This is a genomic window from Ancylomarina sp. 16SWW S1-10-2 (genome assembly GCF_009669305.1).
Lineage (GTDB): Bacteria > Bacteroidota > Bacteroidia > Bacteroidales > Marinifilaceae > Ancylomarina.
In genome coordinates this window covers 266,701-283,357 of sequence record NZ_SADB01000002.1, presented here as the reverse complement: position 1 = coordinate 283,357, position 16,657 = coordinate 266,701, and the positions used below count along the sequence as shown (strand labels likewise).

Below are 16,657 nucleotides of genomic sequence, written 5' to 3'. Positions count from 1 at the left end.
GTCCAAGTACCTTCTCCAACTGCTGCTGTATTGCCGCCCAAACTAGAACTGATTAATGTTCCGCATTGGTTTTGATCGCTTCCAACGATAGCTGTTGTAGGTGTCTCATAATAATTAACGGTCAGCTCTGCGTTTGTTGACGCACATGTCCCATTGGCAATGGTCCATCGATAAACGTAAGTTCCATAAGCACTTGCTGTAGCGGTAGAACTTCCAGAATTAACAGCACTAAATGTTGTTGTACCTGGTCCTGAAAATTGTGTCCAAGTACCTTCTCCTACCGTTGCTTCATTTCCGTTCAAACTAGAACTGATTAATGTTCCGCATTGGTCTTGATCGCTTCCAACGATAGCTGTTGTAGGTTGCAATGAAACTATGATCTCAAGTTTATCCGATTTTAGTGTACATATATCGGTACTTACAGATGCTCGGTAATCCATATCAACTAGTGGAGAAACGGAAAGCGTAGAGCTGGTCTCGCCACTAATAACGGTCCAAACATTGTCACCAGATATTGAGGATTCCCATGCAATCACTCCCGTGGAACCCGTTAATGTGATAAGTGATGAATTACCCAAGCAAATCGTCGGATCACTGGCACTGATTGAGCCAGCAACTACACCACAATTAACATTTAATAAACCAATATAGGAATCAGTACTACCAACGTGTGTATAAGTAATATCATTAAAAATGAGGTCATCATCCATTGTTCCTGCAACATAAATGTTCCCAGTCGAATTTGCATCTACAGCAACTGCAGATACATTATCACCACTACCTCCAAGTGTAGACCAAACATAATTGCTGCTTGTATCAAAAGAGGCAACAAAAATAGCTTCATGGTCTGACCAAGTTTCAGATCCTGAAGAAACAGGAACTGTTTCTTCGAAAGTAAGGGTTTTCTTAAATGTTCCTACAATAATCAAATTTTCTAGTGCATCGAATGATATTCCCTGTGCTAATTGATCTCCATCATTAGTGCAATCAAAGGTTTTCACCCAATTGGTTGTACCACCTGATATTTGAATAGATGATACAAAAGGATCCATTTTTTTTGTAGACCCATTTGTATAATGTCCAGGAAAGCTAGCTTCAGAATTAATACCGCCAGTAAGGTATATATTAGCATCGTCAACAACCATCCCAGTCACTAAATCATCTTCTTCACTTGATATTGATTCACTCCAATCATAAAATCCATAAGTTCCATTTGTATTAAAACTTGCAAGAAAAATATCTAGAGATCCATCATTTTCGTTTGTTAAATACGATTTAAAGTCTTTATATTTATCATAAATATAAAAATATTCACCTTTAAAGTTACCTGCAATAAAAAGTTTAGAATCTTTTTCGTAAATGGCTGTAGGTATATCAATTTCATCACTACCCCAATCCAAAAGCCATTGCTTCGTACCTAACTCGTCATATTTAACAATGAATATATCTTCATCTCCCTTTCCAAATGCGCTAGATTCCCCAGAAAAAGAAGTTTCGCCTTTAGTCGTTCCTGCAAAATAGATTCCATCAGTCCCCGCATGAACGACCATTCCTTTTGCATCTGTTAATCCCATAGAACTCTGCAGCCATACGAACTCACCATCAGAATTATACTTGACAATAAAAGCATTTGTACTTGTTGGATTATCAAATTGTTTATCAACTCCATTTTCACCTGTCCCCACAAAATAGGATGTACCTTCTCCTATGAATCCTGCGATATAAATATTACCATCAGAATCAATACTAATGGCATTGATTTCATCCTCAGAATCACCTCCTACTTTAAAAGCCCAATCGAGAGTATTATCTGAATTATATTTAGCAACAAAGCCATCATAATTACCTCGAGTATTTGTAAAGTTAGTACTAAACCCAGTTCCCGTGAAGATGCTTGAAAGATTGCCTTTCCATTTTCCAACAACGTAAAAATCACCATTAGAAGGATCTGAAACAATGTCCTTGACAATTTGTTTGTCGTTTGCTTTTATTGCTTCTACCCATTGCCAATCTGGGGTTTGACAATACACATTGACAGAAAAGAATAACAGGAAAATAATATAAACAATTCTTTTTGCCATAGGGATGATATATAAAAACTTATCGTGTTGAATATTTTTTTACAACGCTACCTCTAAAGTTAATATTATATATTAGGTTTCAAACAATTACCTATTAACATAATATGATTCTGCAAATATTTTTTCTATCTGCCTTATTCCCTTTTTCAATAAGACCTTTAAAACTTGCCTATAAACACCAATACTGACGAAGTATCAAAAAATTAGTTGCAACAGACTAAAAACACTGACTAACAACACATTAAAAATATGTATTAAAATCAATAAGATTTAATCTTATAGTTAGAACAATCAAATTAAAGCCTAACATTTCTCTTACCCAAAGCTTATTATTTAAAATGAATAAACGAAAATAAAACCTCTAAATAAGGGGTTTGCTATTGGTCATACGATCAAAATTAGATTTGTTTGGTGAAATTGTAAAAACAAAACCCGCTTAAACCAAAAGGTCTAAGCGGGTTTGCTGCTATTTCATGAACATTGAGTTCATTTGAGTGGAGCTGCAGGGGATCGAGAATAGCATTATAGTCACTTATTATCAACACATTACACACTGTTGGTATCCGCACAGGTATCCACAATTAAAAATAGAAAACTAATTAATTCGAAATCATTTCTAAGGAATTATTCAAATTCACTTTGCTAAATTAACCAAAAAGCCTTTTCAATTCAAACTGAAATAGATTGAAGATCGTATTTAATCAGCATCTGATATCAGTCTTATTTCTTTTTTATCCATAAATTACGAATCACTTATTGTAGATTATTTCTTAGGCACAAAAAAAGCAGTAAGACCACGCCTCACTGCTTCAATTTATTTTATCATATGAATCTCTACTTGTATGTCTAGGCTTTACTAAAAAGCCTGGCAAAGCCATTCTTTATCTTAGGCTGATCACCTTGTCCTCCATTGGAATCAAGACCAACAATATCAGCATATATTTCACCCCAATCAAAAAAGCCACCGTAATTTAGATCATCAATGTATAGGTCAGATTTAATTTTCTAGCTAATACTGTCGTTCCTAACGGAACTAAAAAAAATATAAAATAATCAAACCTACCATACTAATGCTCCTATGGAGCTTTAAGAAAATATAAAATAAATAAACTTAGGCACAAAAAAAGCAATAAGACCATGCCTCACTGCTTCAATTTATTTTATTATACAAATTATACAACGGTATGTCTAATCTTTACTAAAAAGCCTGGCAAAGCCATTCTTTCTCTTTATTTGACTGACTTGAACACCATTGGAATCAAGACCAACAATATCAGCATAAATTTCACCCCAATCGGGTAAACCACCATAGTTCATATCGTCAATGTACATGTCGGCTTTAATCTTGCGGCTGATACTTTCATCGAAGATTTCTTCGGGATAGTTTTTGTTGATGGCATAAAACTCCACCCCACGAGATTTACAAAATTCAACAGCTTCATCAAGCTTATCTCCCGCTCGGTATGTCCATAGGATTAGTCGATGTTGTTTTGCCTGTAACATCTTAAGTGTTTCAATGGCAAAAGGAATCTCCTTGCCCACTTTAGGATATTTTTGCTCAACTAAGGTTCCGTCGAAATCTACTGCTATAATCATATATTAAAGTCTTGAAAGGTCAAAAAAGTGAAAGAGTGAACAGATTGCCACGTCGTACCTCCTCGCAATGACAGCGTAGTATTTCATTGTCGCATGTCATGACCTTCGGAGATCTCGCAATCCCGATGGCTATCGGGACGGTACTGAGGGAAGCGAAGCGACGAAGGATCTCTTATAGAAAAGTCTTAAAAATCGAAAGTCAAAAAGGATAAAGTAAAAACGCCCCAAATCAATCGTAATTCATAATTCCTAATTCATAATTAACAAGCACCGTCAGGGTGAAAACCTCTGACGGGGTGAATTCCCTAATTTTTAAAAAAGCGCCCCATTAGCTTCTTTTTCCATCCTTTACTTCCATTGTCTTCTTCGTAGTAACCATTACCGTAGCCATAGCTACCATAATTACCCGTATTGCTTTGTTTGGCATCATTCAGAATCAAACCAATATGCTTGATACTTTCTTTCTCAGACAACTGATTAATGAATTTCACCTGATCTTTATGAGAATACCCTTGACGTAAGACAAACAGATTGGCATCAGCATACTTCGATGTCAGAATACCATCCGTTACAAGGGTAACAGGCGCATTATCGAGAATAATGTAATCGAATTCTTTTTTAGCTTCGTCAATAAAACGTTCAAACTCGCCATTTCCCAACAATTCAGCAGGATTAGGAGGAATAGGACCTGAATTCACGATACTCATATTTTGAACTTTAGTAGACGTCACAATTTCCTTTAGGCTGTGATTTTTTATCAGGAAGGTCGATAAACCTTTTGTATTACCAATACCAAAAATCTCATGCAAACGGGGTTTACGAAGGTCACAACCGACCAACAAAACCTTTTTATTATCCATGGCAATAATGGTACCCAAATTTAAAGCCGTAAAGGTTTTACCTTCTCCAGGTATCATAGAATGCACACACACAAGCTTGGAACCTTTTTCGGTGAATAAGTACTGCAAATTTGTTCGCAGCCCCCTAAAAGATTCGGCTATTCCCGAACGGGGATGCTCAAGTATAGGCATCTCTTTTTTGTAGGCGTTGTGAGCTATTTCACCAAATATCGGCAATTTACACTCCTTTTCAATATCCTCTTTCGATTTAATGGTATCGTCAAAATAATCGCCTATTACAATAACTAAAAAGGGCAGCGCCAAGCCTAAAATTAAACCAACCAATAAATTAATCGCTGTTTTAGGCCCTGTTTTTATGGCCGTATCTACACGAGCAGGATCCAACACTTGAGCATCAGACACATTGGAGGCGGTGGTAATGGCTGCCTCGGCACGTTTCTGCAACATAAAGGTGTACAGTTCGTTGTTCAGGTCGAAACTACGCTTAATGTTGATCAGCTTCTGTTCTGTTTTTGGCAGACCAGCCAATTCCAGGTTGATCTTATCCATACGGCTGGACAAACTTCTTAATTCAACTTCAGCATTACTGAGTAAATTTTTAAGATTTTCATCCAAAGAAGCCAGTGTATTGGTAATCTCATTGTTTACCATCAGCAGACTTGGGTTTTTCTCTTTGGCAATGAAAGAAAGCGATGATTTTCGAGAATACAATTCGGCCAGTTTAACGACCTGAGCATTTAAGCCTGCATCTATAATTCCGATTACCGAAGGAGAAACCATCAACTTCATTTGATCCGAATTGCCCATATAAGCTTTCAGATTACGGAAATATTCCAAGCGACGTTCTGCCAAGGCTTTTTCCGATTCTAATTTTTCTAATTTTTCTACAACAAGGCCAGATTCCTGACCTAAATCAATAATGCCATTTTTTGATCGAAAATCTGTGAAATTTTGACCAGCCAAACTCAAGGAATCCACAATTTGGCCCAACTGTATATCAATAAAGCGAACTGTATTTTCAGATGTTCTGTTCTTTTCCAACAAGCCATAATTCATGTACACACGAACCAATTCGTTCATATAATCTACCTCGCGAGCCGGATTGCTTCCCTCCAAACTTAAGGTAATTCCATCGGCCTTCTTACTTGCTAAGCTAACATCCAATCGTTCCAAATAAGATTGTGTCAAATCACTTAAACAATTGAATTCAAAATAGTATTCGGCATCTTCTGCAGCTTTAAAATCAGCTTTCTTACGAAGGGTAAAGGCAAAATATTCATTTTCAAAAGGCACATCATAATGTCCTTTCTGAGAAAAATCAAGATCCAATTCCACACCATCTTTTACCAATTCACCTTCCACCTGAATTTGATACGTATCACCCTTAAGTGGCGTAACATGCAAGGCGATACCTGTTAAATTACAATCCGGACTTTTCGCTTCTATAATATAAGGCGACTGCTTATACAAACTCGCATCCACAAAAACACCTTTTCGAAACCAGTTAACTTGACGATCAAGATTTTCCAATGCCTGACGATTCAAGGTATAAGACTTTAACATTAGAAGATGATTCTCGATATTGGTCTTTCCACCCAAATCTAAACCATCAAACATCTGATCTAAACCCATACTTTGTGATTCCTCATTCACAATAACAGTACTCGTCATCTTGTAGGTCGGTTGAGAAAACTTACTCATCAGGTAACCTCCCGAAAACCCAAAAATTCCAAAAAGGACAAACCAGTACCATTTCGAAAGCAAACGAAAGATGAACTCTTTTACGTTAGTTCCTTCTTCCATCTCGAAATAGTCCATCATTTCATTCATATTTTGCATGATCGTCGCGTCTTTTTTTTTGTCAGTTGCCTGACGATAATTTTATATTTCTAATTAGCCACAAACCCATTGAAGTTTGACTATTTTTTCTTGTTGTTTCCCCTCCAGATCTTAACCACCTCACCCTTCGGGCACTCCTCCTTAAAAAAAGAGGAGAAAGGGTGGATTATTTTTGAGGAACGAAAAAGATAAGACGGGGTGGTATTAATTACAAACAAACAAACCACCTCCCCCTTTCTCCCGATAAATCGGGACGGGTACTCCTCCTTAATCAAGGAGGAGAAATTAATTACTCTCTCGTCTGCATTAACACTTCGACTGCCGCAGGCTCTTTATAATATATTAAGAACAAGTATCAACGTCGATAACGTCGATAAAAACAAAGAATAAATCGGAGAATTCAGTTTAAAGTTTTTGTATTTATCAGGTTCAACATAAACCACATCGTTGGGCTGTAGAAAGAAGGCTTCTGATGATAAGAATTTTTTGTTACTCAAGTCTAAGCGATACGTTTTGCTGCCCGTGTCGGTTGGTCGAAGAACCAAAACCTTTTGAATGCGACCATAATCAGTCACACCACTTGCCATGCTGATGCCATCCAATACGGTCATGTTGCTGTTGTAATTATAATACACTCCAGCATTTTTCACTTCTCCCAATACAGTAATCTTAAAACTTAACAATTTCACTTTTACCGTTGCATCCTTTATATATTCGTCTGCTTTAAGCTGAATAGTTTCTTGGGCCTGCTTTAAACTTTGACCAGCAAGAGCCACTTTTCCTATAATGGGTAAGCTAACATTTCCAGAAAGATCAACCTGAAAGCCATTCAAATACTGAGAAGATGGCTGTCCATAGTTTTGAGAAGTTCCTCCTGTAGAATTCATTCCCTTAGTCGGATTAAACATGGCATTCACCTCAGGACTCATAGATTGAATATCAACATACAAATTGTCGTTGGTTTTTATAATATATTCTGATGTTTTAGCAGGAATGCCCTCTAAAATCTCATTATCGGCCGTATTATTAAGATATACCATATCCTTACTGGTTTTACAGGAAGTAAAAAAGACAGCTGTTAGGCAGACTATAATGAGTAGTAATTGTTTTTGCATTTGTGATACTATAATTTTAAAAAATAATGTGTGCAAAGATAGGGAAAAGAGACAATATAATTACGAATTATAAATTACGAATTAATAATTAAAAAATTAACACTTGCTACTCCTGGTAAGGGAAAGGATAAAGTGAATAAGGCTGAGTGAAACGAAGTCCGCCTTAGGCGTGAATAAAGTGAATAAGGCTGAGTGTAACATTTCCGATAGCTATCGGAACGCCTCAGGCGTGAATAAAGTGAAGACAGTCTTAACAGTCGAACAGTCGAATTTTAAAATTCCCCTCTCGAGAGGGGACTAAGGGGAGTGTTTTTTCAAATTGAATCATGATGTTGTTCAATCCAACTTATAATATCATTAATTATCACATCCTTATTTTGCTTTACTTCCAAAGCTTCAATTTTTTGAGACTCTATTTAAAAGACACCCCCTGTTTCCCCCCCTCAATGGGGGACTTAAAAAAAAGATGATATTTTAGACCTTTAGACTCTTTGATCTTGAATTTTACTGTCCATCTCCAGTTAGCATCACCTTAAAGGTTTTTATGAAAAGGATTAAATCGAGTTTTAATGACCAAGAATCGATATACTGCATATCCATTTTCATCCATTGATCGAAAGGAATATTGTTACGACCTGAGACTTGCCAAATGCAAGTAATACCAGGTTTCATGCTCAAACGGCGACGTTGCCAGCGTTCATATTCTTTCACCTCTTGAGGTACTGGCGGACGGGGACCTACAATAGACATTTCGCCACGAAGCACATTGAGGAATTGTGGCAATTCATCCAAAGATGTTTTTCTCAGAAAATTACCAATCTTAGTAACACGTGGATCCTTCTTTATTTTAAATACAGGTCCCTCCTGCTCGTTCTGATCCATTAGACTGGCTTTTAAGGCTTCAGCATTAATTACCATGGTTCTGAACTTTAAGCAGGGAAAACGTCTTCCATTTTGGCCTACTCGTTTCTGTGCAAAAAAGACAGGTCCCCCATCACCTAATTTTATCAGCAAAGCAATAATCAGCATTACGGGAGAAATGGCCAACAAAATGAGAGAGGCCGTCAAATAATCGATAAACGATTTGATTTTTAAAGCCAAATAATTGCCAGGCGTGTTCTGTACCGTAAGAAAAGGAATCTGATTAAAATACGAAAGCTTCGACCGCAAACTTAGCACAGACAAAAATGCCGATTGCATACGAAAAACCACGCCTACTTCGGCACAGGTATAAATCATTTTTTTGATTTCTTCTTGAATCAAAACCCCCTTGCAATACATCACTTCATCTAAGGATTTTCCATCTATAATATCTTCCATATCAGAGGATTCTGGAATCACCGTATATTTATGCCCATATTTGGACCTAATCTCGTCGCTATCCGACATGATAGCCCAAATTTTATAACCCCAATCTGCTGTTTCAATCAAGCGATCGATCAAATAGTAGGAATCCTTATCGGCAATAATCAAGACAGTACGCGTATTGTAACCTTTACCCCTGAACAATTTCATAATCCGGTAAACAACTAGTTTATATACGGCCAACACAATAAAGTTAACACCTGCAAAAAGGGCTAAATTTAGACGAGAAATGGAATTAAAATCAAGAGCCATAATACAGGCCATAAGTAAGGCAATACCGATACCCACCACGCTCATATACTCGAGCAATATGGCAGAATACATCTTAACACGAGCCAATCGGCCGAGACCAAAATAACCGAGCAAAATGAACCAAATAGGCACAATTAAAATAAAAACAACCTTGTATTCCTTTAGATTTGCATCAAGGGGTTTAATAAAATGATGAGTGAACTGCCAAGCCAAGATAAAACAAGCAAGGGTAATCATAACTTGTAAGAGTTCACTGCCTTTTTCAAGGGCACTCTCTCTTTGTTTAAGCATATTGTTAGGTTTGTAGGTTAGATGTAATAGATTGCGCTAATTCAAACGAATTTCACGAATAGGCGAGTAAAATTTTATTGTTTGCTGCTCTACTCAGAGCCGAACGAAATATATTTTAGTTGTCTGTTATCAAAAAAACAGTTGTCAGTTTTCCACATCCATCCCATGCCGATTAAAAAAGATAAAGAAATTAGACGCTGATGAAATATGATTTTTAAAATGATATAGGAAAAAACTGATAAAGACAATCCAATGCTGACATGACCTCCGGAGATCTCGCAAAAGCTCGGTAGCGAAAGAGCCTAAGCGACTGACGCAATCTGTTCACTCTTTCACTTTTGCAGACCTTTCGATCACGCCTAAGGTGTCCCGATTGAAAAATAATTAGACGCTGATTAAATATGATTTTTAAAATGATATAGAAAAAAACTAATCAAGACTCTTTGACTCTTTGACTTTTGCAGACTTTTCGACCTTTCGATCACGCCTAAGGTGTCCCGATTGAAAAATAATTAGACGCTGATTAAATATGATTTTTAAAATGATATAGAAAAAAACTAATCAAGACTCTTCGACTCTTTCACTTTTTAACTCTAATACCTTTCTTTATACTTTATCCTTTGACCTTTAAACTCTTAGACTTTTAAAACTTTTTCACTTTTGTACTTTTTTTAACCTTTTCCTTAAACACATCAATAAAAAAAACTGGCGTAGATAACAAGTACCTTCTCCACATGCGCTTGGGTTCTTTTAGCAGGCGGCCCAACCATTCCAGTTTTAGTTTGATCACCCAATTGGCAGGACGCTGGGTTGTGCCAGCGTAAAAATCGAAGACTGCACCAATGGAGCAAATCACTCCTGCATTTAAACGCTCTTTATTATCGTGTACCCATTTTTCCTGCTTAGGCGCAGTCATGCCTACAAACAAAACATCGGGTAGAAAATCATTGACCTGCTCACACATCATTTTATTTTCTTGCTCAGAAAATTGTGCCCGGTAAGGAGGCGAAAAAGAGCCAAAGGTTACATTCGGATAATCTTTTTGTAAGCGTTCACCAATCAATTGCAAAGTTTGCATGCTCGCACCCAAAAAGAAACAAGAACCATTTTCCTTGTTCAGCTTTACCAATAAATGCGTAAAAATATCGTAACCGGCGATCTTCTGAATTTTTTTACCACTCAATACCCGGGCTCCAAAAACCACTGACACCCCATCTGGCAACAAAACATCCGACTGGCGCAAAGCTTCCTGAAAATCAGGATCAGCTTTGGCAACATTGTAGGAATGACCATTTAAAGTATTGATGACCAAATGATTTCCCATTTCGATTTTGGACAGTTCAGATCCAAAGACCTGATAACCCAAGACTTCTGCCTTTGAGGTATTCATGAGTTAAATTGATTAGAATAATTGGTTTTTTTTCTTAGTTTGATAGTACCTGCCGATAAAGATCTTGCAGATTGTGAGAGTATTGTTTTGGGGTATAATTTGCTTGTAATTTTTGATAGACAGCTTCACTAAATCATTTATATATTGAAGATGAAAAGGCTATAAAAACTTTATATCTTTTCATGCAAATACAGAATCGTAAATTTCATTAAGCTTGATTACGTAATTTGAAACATCATAATGTTCGGCGACCGTTTTTGCAGCATTAAATGAAAGTGTCTCGCATAACTTTGGGGCTTGCAAAACAGATATTAATTTTTCATACAAATCATCTGAATTTTGCTTCTCAACATGTAATCCATTAGTTCCATGCTCAATGATATATTGCATTGATCCAACATTTGTTACAATCGGAACCACTCCTGCTGCCATTGTTTCAAGAAGCGCCATTGGCAAACCTTCAAAATAAGATGGTAATAGAAATATATTCGACTCTTTAATGATGTTAATTTTTGCCTCTCCTGAAACAATCCCCTTGTATTCAAAATCATGGCCTAGAAAAGAACTACATTCTCTTGTTACATGTTCTACTAATGGACCAGTTCCACATAAAACAAAACGAAAAACAAAAGCTTGTTTCAGTTTTTTTAAAGCCTCAATTAATTCATTAATCCCTTTATTTTTTTCAATGCGCCCTAAATATAAAAGATTTGGTTTGTCTTTTTTTTGTATTGATCGATCTGATTTATAAACTGAACTATCTATACTATTGGGAAGAACTGTTGCATTTAAATAAGAAAACTTTTCCTTTAACACCTCCCGTTCAATTTCACTCAAAACAATTACACAGCTAGCCTTTTGAAACAATGTTCGGGACAACTTTTGAAAAAAAGTACTTTTAGTTCCTTGCGTCATAAATACTCCACCATGTACATGCAAAACAACCGGAATATCTAACAAACGACACCAAAAATTGATAATTGATTCACGCAACACACCTTTAGGATCGAAAGGTAAGTTTTGATGTACCATATCAATCTTATTCAACTTAAGCAAAAAAGGAAAAAACACCAACTGTTTTACCAATTGCACTAGCCAAAAAACCTTATTCATTGCTTTATCTGGTCTCCCTAATAAATAATGGTAATAACAATGGTTTTTATTTTCTTGAATAATTGTCTTTACAACAGATGCAACACCACTTACGTTTAGAGAAGGATTTAAACTTGGTGCGGTTATTAATATGTTCATTTTAGTTAGATATAAACTCTTTGAATTGTTCTAAACACTGAAACCTTTATAGTCCAATTTTTACAAAATTGATTTATACAATTCTATATACTCCTCAGTCATCGCATTTAGAGAAAATTTGTTTTTAACAGTTACTATTGCTCCTTGCGATAATTTGTTTTGAAGAGAAACATCATTAATAATTTGCAATATTTTTAGAGTTAATTGCTTACTACTAAATGCATCAATAGTAAAGCCATTATATCCAGATTCAATTATCTCTGGAGTACCACCATCATTAGTCGCGACAACAGGAACTCCAAAAGCCATAGATTCTAAAATTGAATTAGATACACCTTCTTTATGTAATTTTGGATTCGTACATAAAACGGTCACATTAGTTATCCTTAAAATCTCTTCAATATCTGAACGGAAACCTAAAAAACGAATAAACTTACTCTCCTTTTCAGTTACCATCTTTTGCAATGACAATAAATTAGGTCCGTCCCCTACAACTAAAAACACTATGTTTCTCTTTTCAGTCAGAATTCTTTTCGCAGTTTGAATAAATGTATTATAATCTTTATCATTATCCAGCCTTGCAATCATAGAAACTATAAAATCATTATTAACCTTAAGTTCATTTTTAAATGCTTCTTTATTCTTACAACTATTTTTATATCGTTCTTCATTGAATCCATTATAGATAACCTTTGACTTTTGCTTAGGTATGCCATAAGCTTCAATACCAGCATTAGAATTCCCAATTATACAATCGGCCAATAAGGTATTTAAGAATACAACAAGTCTATTTATTGAAAAAAATGCAGGCTTGTTGCAATCAGCAACATAAGCTCCAATATATTTAAACCCAATAAAACAACGAATTATGTTCAGATGAAAAACTGATAAAAATCCCCATCCTTGAACAATATCTGGATTGAAATTTTTCAACAAACGGTAAATCGATAGATATGTTTGTAAGACATTCAAACCTTTATTTTTCCTATCAATAATATGAAGGCTTATATCAGCTTCATAAAGCTCTCTATAAGCGACATTATTATTAACAATAATGATCTGAATATCTTTATAACCCCTCCTATTTAAACCCTGTATAAGTTGAAGACATCTGCGCTCTTTACCCCCACCCCCAAATGTGTCTAGTACAAATGTAATTTTCATTGCTTAATTTTCAGGTTTTCCATAAAATCTTCAACCATAGAAAATTGAGGACTCACCACTACTGAATGCCACTTATAAGTCTTATCCCAAAAACCAGGAAATTGAGTTGACACAAAACAATAGCTTATTTCTATAATTTGATAGTTATTACCATTCTTAATAAAGTCAAAAGCGACAGATTGTAAATTGAGCTTTTGTGCTACCTCAAAAGCTATTTTTACACATTCAGTTCCGATTATACTTGGATCGAAAGACTTGAGTCCACTCCCTGACGCCTTAAAATCACCATCTCTACAATAGCGACGCATACCAAAACAACGTTCACCAACGACAACTAAGCGAATATCCGAGTCGTTATCAGGAATAAAATCCTGAAAATAGATGTACCCCTTTTCGTTATGAGAATATCTTTCAACCTCAGTAGGTATAAAAATGCGAGCGAGTCCTGTCAATACTTTTTTAAAAGCAGCAAAATCCTTATCTCGTTTCAGCTCCCAAACCCTATCTTTAAGGCGATTAAGTCGATTAATATGAGAAAAACCTTTACCAAAAGCTTTATTTATTAATTGTCTTCCTTTAGCTTTATTTTTAACAAGACTAACATTAACAGCACCTGCACCTCCTCTTAGCTTAAATACCTTTGGAAAAGTAACCTGATTCAACCATTTTAGCGCATCTAGCTTTGTATAAAAGACATGAGATTTTACTAAGGGTGCATTTACAGCCTCTAACAAATACTTCTGTCCCACTTTATCATCAAAATGCCAAGCCGTATTAACATCAGGAAATACTTTAACACCACTTTTCTCAAGTGAAAGTGTTAATTGACGCGCACATAAAGCAGCTCTATAATCGTTGTGATTCCAATGCCACAACAAACCTTCACAATCATTAAGCTGCGAAATAATATCAGAATCGTAACAATTAACAATTTTATATGAAATATGTTTGTTTTCACAATAGTCAACCCAATGGTCACTAAAACTGCCTTCTTCTTTATGTATAGCTAATCTCATTTATCACTAATTTTAGAAAAAAATTTAATTAAATTCTCTCCATGCCTATTGAAATCATAATTCTCTTTGGCAAAAACTTTACCATTACCCCCAACTTTATCTGCCAATACAGAATCGTTTAATATATATTCTAAATTGGAAGCAATGTCTTTTACTGAAAATGGGGTAAAGAAAACATTTTTTTTATGTGTCAACAATTCTCCAATAATACCAACTTTAGTTGTCAATACAGGCCTACCTGATATTAAATATTCACCCATTTTTGTGGGGTAATTATACCTATTTTGTCTATTTTGAGGTTTTGCCAAAACAAGAACTCTAGCATGAATTAACTCCTTTTCTAAATCTCTTTGAGATAAATAGCCAACAAAATCAATATTATCCCTAAGTTCATATAAATTAATAATTTTCTCAATTTCTTTATAATCTTTTGACGAACTAGGATTTCCAGTCAAAATTAGCCGAAAAGTTGGATGCTTTTTTATTAAAATATTAAATGCATGCAATATGCTTAAGATTCCATCCTTCCTCTCCAAATATGTTCCAGTATACATGATAGTATCATTTAATTTACCGGTAAACTCTTCATTAAATGGTTGAACCAAAATGGGTACAACTAAACAATCTTTCTTAAGTTTTAAATCATTCTTTATATAATCTTCTAAATATTTATTTATCACTATAAAGCCTGAAACCAAGTTATTAGTAAGCTTTATCAAAACTCTATCGAAAAATCCTAAATCATCTTTAACAAAACTATCTATTTCATTTTTTTCTCGAACTAGTTTACAATTAATTATCAAACAACAAATTTTTAAAAAAACTAGAAGAACAAAAGGAAAAGAACTAGTAATAATAATATCAGGAGGATTCTTCAATATAAGGAAACAAGAATTGACATACCCATAAAAATCGTCAATCCGCCTATTGACAAATTTTGTGCTTCTTAAGGTTTTCCTAGATGTATATAAAAAAGGAACACTATCAAATATACCCGAGGTTTGCACATTTTTAGTTTCCTTATTTTGTTCTGTTGGTTTAGGTATTATTATCTTGACTTCATGGCCATTATTAATTATACCCTTTGCATATAAATGAAACCTTTTTGTTAATGCATAACCATAAGGATAGGATCCATTATTAAATATAAATATCTTCATTGGTGATAATTCAAAATTAAAGATTATTTTTTGCTAAATCCGGGTTAATACTTTTCACTTATTACTTTACAAGGATTACCCAATACAACAACAACATGTATCTAATTTCTAGATAAACAATACCTTTCAACTTCTCAATAGTTTGTTTTAAAGACACATACTAGCATATGTATGTACAAAAATTGCATCTGCAACGAAACATTCATTATTCTCTATTTCAATCAGTAAGACTCCCAGTTAAAGTTTTTTTATAGAAATGAACACCCAGTAACAATGGATTTCTCATGTTTCTTTGGAGAACTAAAGACATATATTATTTCACTGTTTTCTTAAACAATTCTATTGGTGAAATAAAAAACAGCACGGCTTTTACAAAATTTTTAATCCTATTTTGTTTGGGAATAACGTAGCAAAATGCTTGCTTTCTATAGAGAATCACATTCATGTCATAAAAATCCCTGTAGTTAGATGTTTCCCATATATTTTTAGCATAATATATTGACAATAATAAAATATTAAATTTTTTATAATTGAATTGCTTTTTATCTTCCTTTAATACATCCGTAAGCTGAAATGAATTTAATGAATGATAAATTTGAATTAAATGTTCACAATTCCGAACCGATATATTTGACATGATAGAACCATTCTCTCTTAATAGATAATTATAGACAGGTGTTTTTAACATTACCAAGCTCTTTGCTAAATACAACATTCTAGGTCCAAATTCGGCATCCTCATGAAGTACTTTTGGCATAAACCTCAAGTTATGATTCATTATGAAATTCCTCCTAATAATAAATCTTTGAGATGCTCCAGACTCTCCTCCTTGAAAAAGATAGTCTTTCCCACTAATTACACCATCAAAAGTTTTAAAATTTTCAGATAATATATTCCCTGTATTTTCTTTAATTCGATTTAATAATGTTACTAATACATCAACCTTACTTCTCTTTATTTCTTCGAAAACAATTGCTAGGCTATTTTCAGTTAAAAAATCATCACTATCTACAAACCACAAGTAGTCTCCACTTGCATTTTCAATTCCCTTGTTACGTGCTCCGCTTAACCCTTCATTTGATTGATTTATAACTCTAATATTGTTATAACTCTTTTCAAATTGCGAAACAATAGACATACTACCATCAGGAGTTCCATCATTAACGATAATTACTTCAATTTCTTCTAAATTATTTTTTTGCTTTACAATGCTATCAAGGCATTTGTAAATATACTTTTCCACGTTATAAACCGGAATGATAATACTTAATAACATA

11 protein-coding genes are annotated in these 16,657 nt (G+C 34.6%); all 11 read right to left on the bottom strand.

What is annotated here, in order from left to right; translation table 11 throughout:
• Nucleotides 1-2,081: hypothetical protein (locus tag EMN46_RS03145; RefSeq protein WP_154199218.1), on the bottom strand; the 2,081-nt coding region annotated here is incomplete at its 3' end.
• Between the two features lie 1,188 nt (nucleotides 2,082-3,269).
• Nucleotides 3,270-3,677, bottom strand: coding sequence for a BT0820 family HAD-type phosphatase (locus tag EMN46_RS03140; RefSeq protein ID WP_154199217.1), 408 nt, complete (start codon nucleotides 3,675-3,677; stop codon nucleotides 3,270-3,272).
• A 305-nt stretch (nucleotides 3,678-3,982) separates the two neighbouring features.
• Nucleotides 3,983-6,376, bottom strand: a complete 2,394-nt coding sequence (locus EMN46_RS03135) for a tyrosine-protein kinase (protein WP_154199216.1) — start codon at nucleotides 6,374-6,376, stop codon at nucleotides 3,983-3,985.
• Nucleotides 6,377-6,708: 332 nt separating this feature from the next.
• A complete protein-coding gene (locus EMN46_RS03130) occupies nucleotides 6,709-7,491 on the bottom strand; it encodes a polysaccharide biosynthesis/export family protein (RefSeq protein ID WP_154199215.1) in 783 nt (260 codons plus the stop codon).
• Between the two features lie 504 nt (nucleotides 7,492-7,995).
• Nucleotides 7,996-9,399 carry a sugar transferase gene (locus tag EMN46_RS03125; protein WP_154199214.1) on the bottom strand — a complete coding sequence of 468 codons (1,404 nt, stop codon included), beginning with the start codon at nucleotides 9,397-9,399 and terminating at the stop codon, nucleotides 7,996-7,998.
• 643 nt (nucleotides 9,400-10,042) lie between these two features.
• Nucleotides 10,043-10,789 (bottom strand): WecB/TagA/CpsF family glycosyltransferase, encoded by a 747-nt coding sequence (locus EMN46_RS03120; RefSeq protein WP_154199213.1) that lies wholly within the window; start codon nucleotides 10,787-10,789, stop codon nucleotides 10,043-10,045.
• Nucleotides 10,790-10,969: 180 nt separating this feature from the next.
• Entirely contained in the window at nucleotides 10,970-12,040 is a 1,071-nt protein-coding gene (locus EMN46_RS03115; RefSeq protein WP_154199212.1) for a glycosyltransferase family 4 protein, read from the bottom strand.
• A gap of 60 nt (nucleotides 12,041-12,100) precedes the next feature.
• The gene (locus EMN46_RS03110) at nucleotides 12,101-13,204 is read right to left on the bottom strand and encodes a glycosyltransferase family 4 protein (RefSeq protein WP_154199211.1); all 1,104 of its coding nucleotides are present in this window, start codon (nucleotides 13,202-13,204) and stop codon (nucleotides 12,101-12,103) included.
• Nucleotides 13,201-14,220 (bottom strand): RimK family alpha-L-glutamate ligase, encoded by a 1,020-nt coding sequence (locus tag EMN46_RS03105; protein ID WP_154199210.1) that lies wholly within the window; start codon nucleotides 14,218-14,220, stop codon nucleotides 13,201-13,203. The genes EMN46_RS03110 and EMN46_RS03105 overlap by 4 nt, the downstream gene beginning before the upstream one ends.
• A complete protein-coding gene (locus EMN46_RS03100) occupies nucleotides 14,217-15,380 on the bottom strand; it encodes a glycosyltransferase family 4 protein (protein ID WP_154199209.1) in 1,164 nt (387 codons plus the stop codon). The genes EMN46_RS03105 and EMN46_RS03100 overlap by 4 nt, the downstream gene beginning before the upstream one ends.
• Before the next feature lie 313 nt (nucleotides 15,381-15,693).
• On the bottom strand, nucleotides 15,694-16,656 hold the full coding sequence (locus tag EMN46_RS03095) for a glycosyltransferase (RefSeq protein WP_154199208.1): 963 nt from the start codon (nucleotides 16,654-16,656) through the stop codon (nucleotides 15,694-15,696).
• Nucleotide 16,657: the final 1 nt, after the last annotated feature.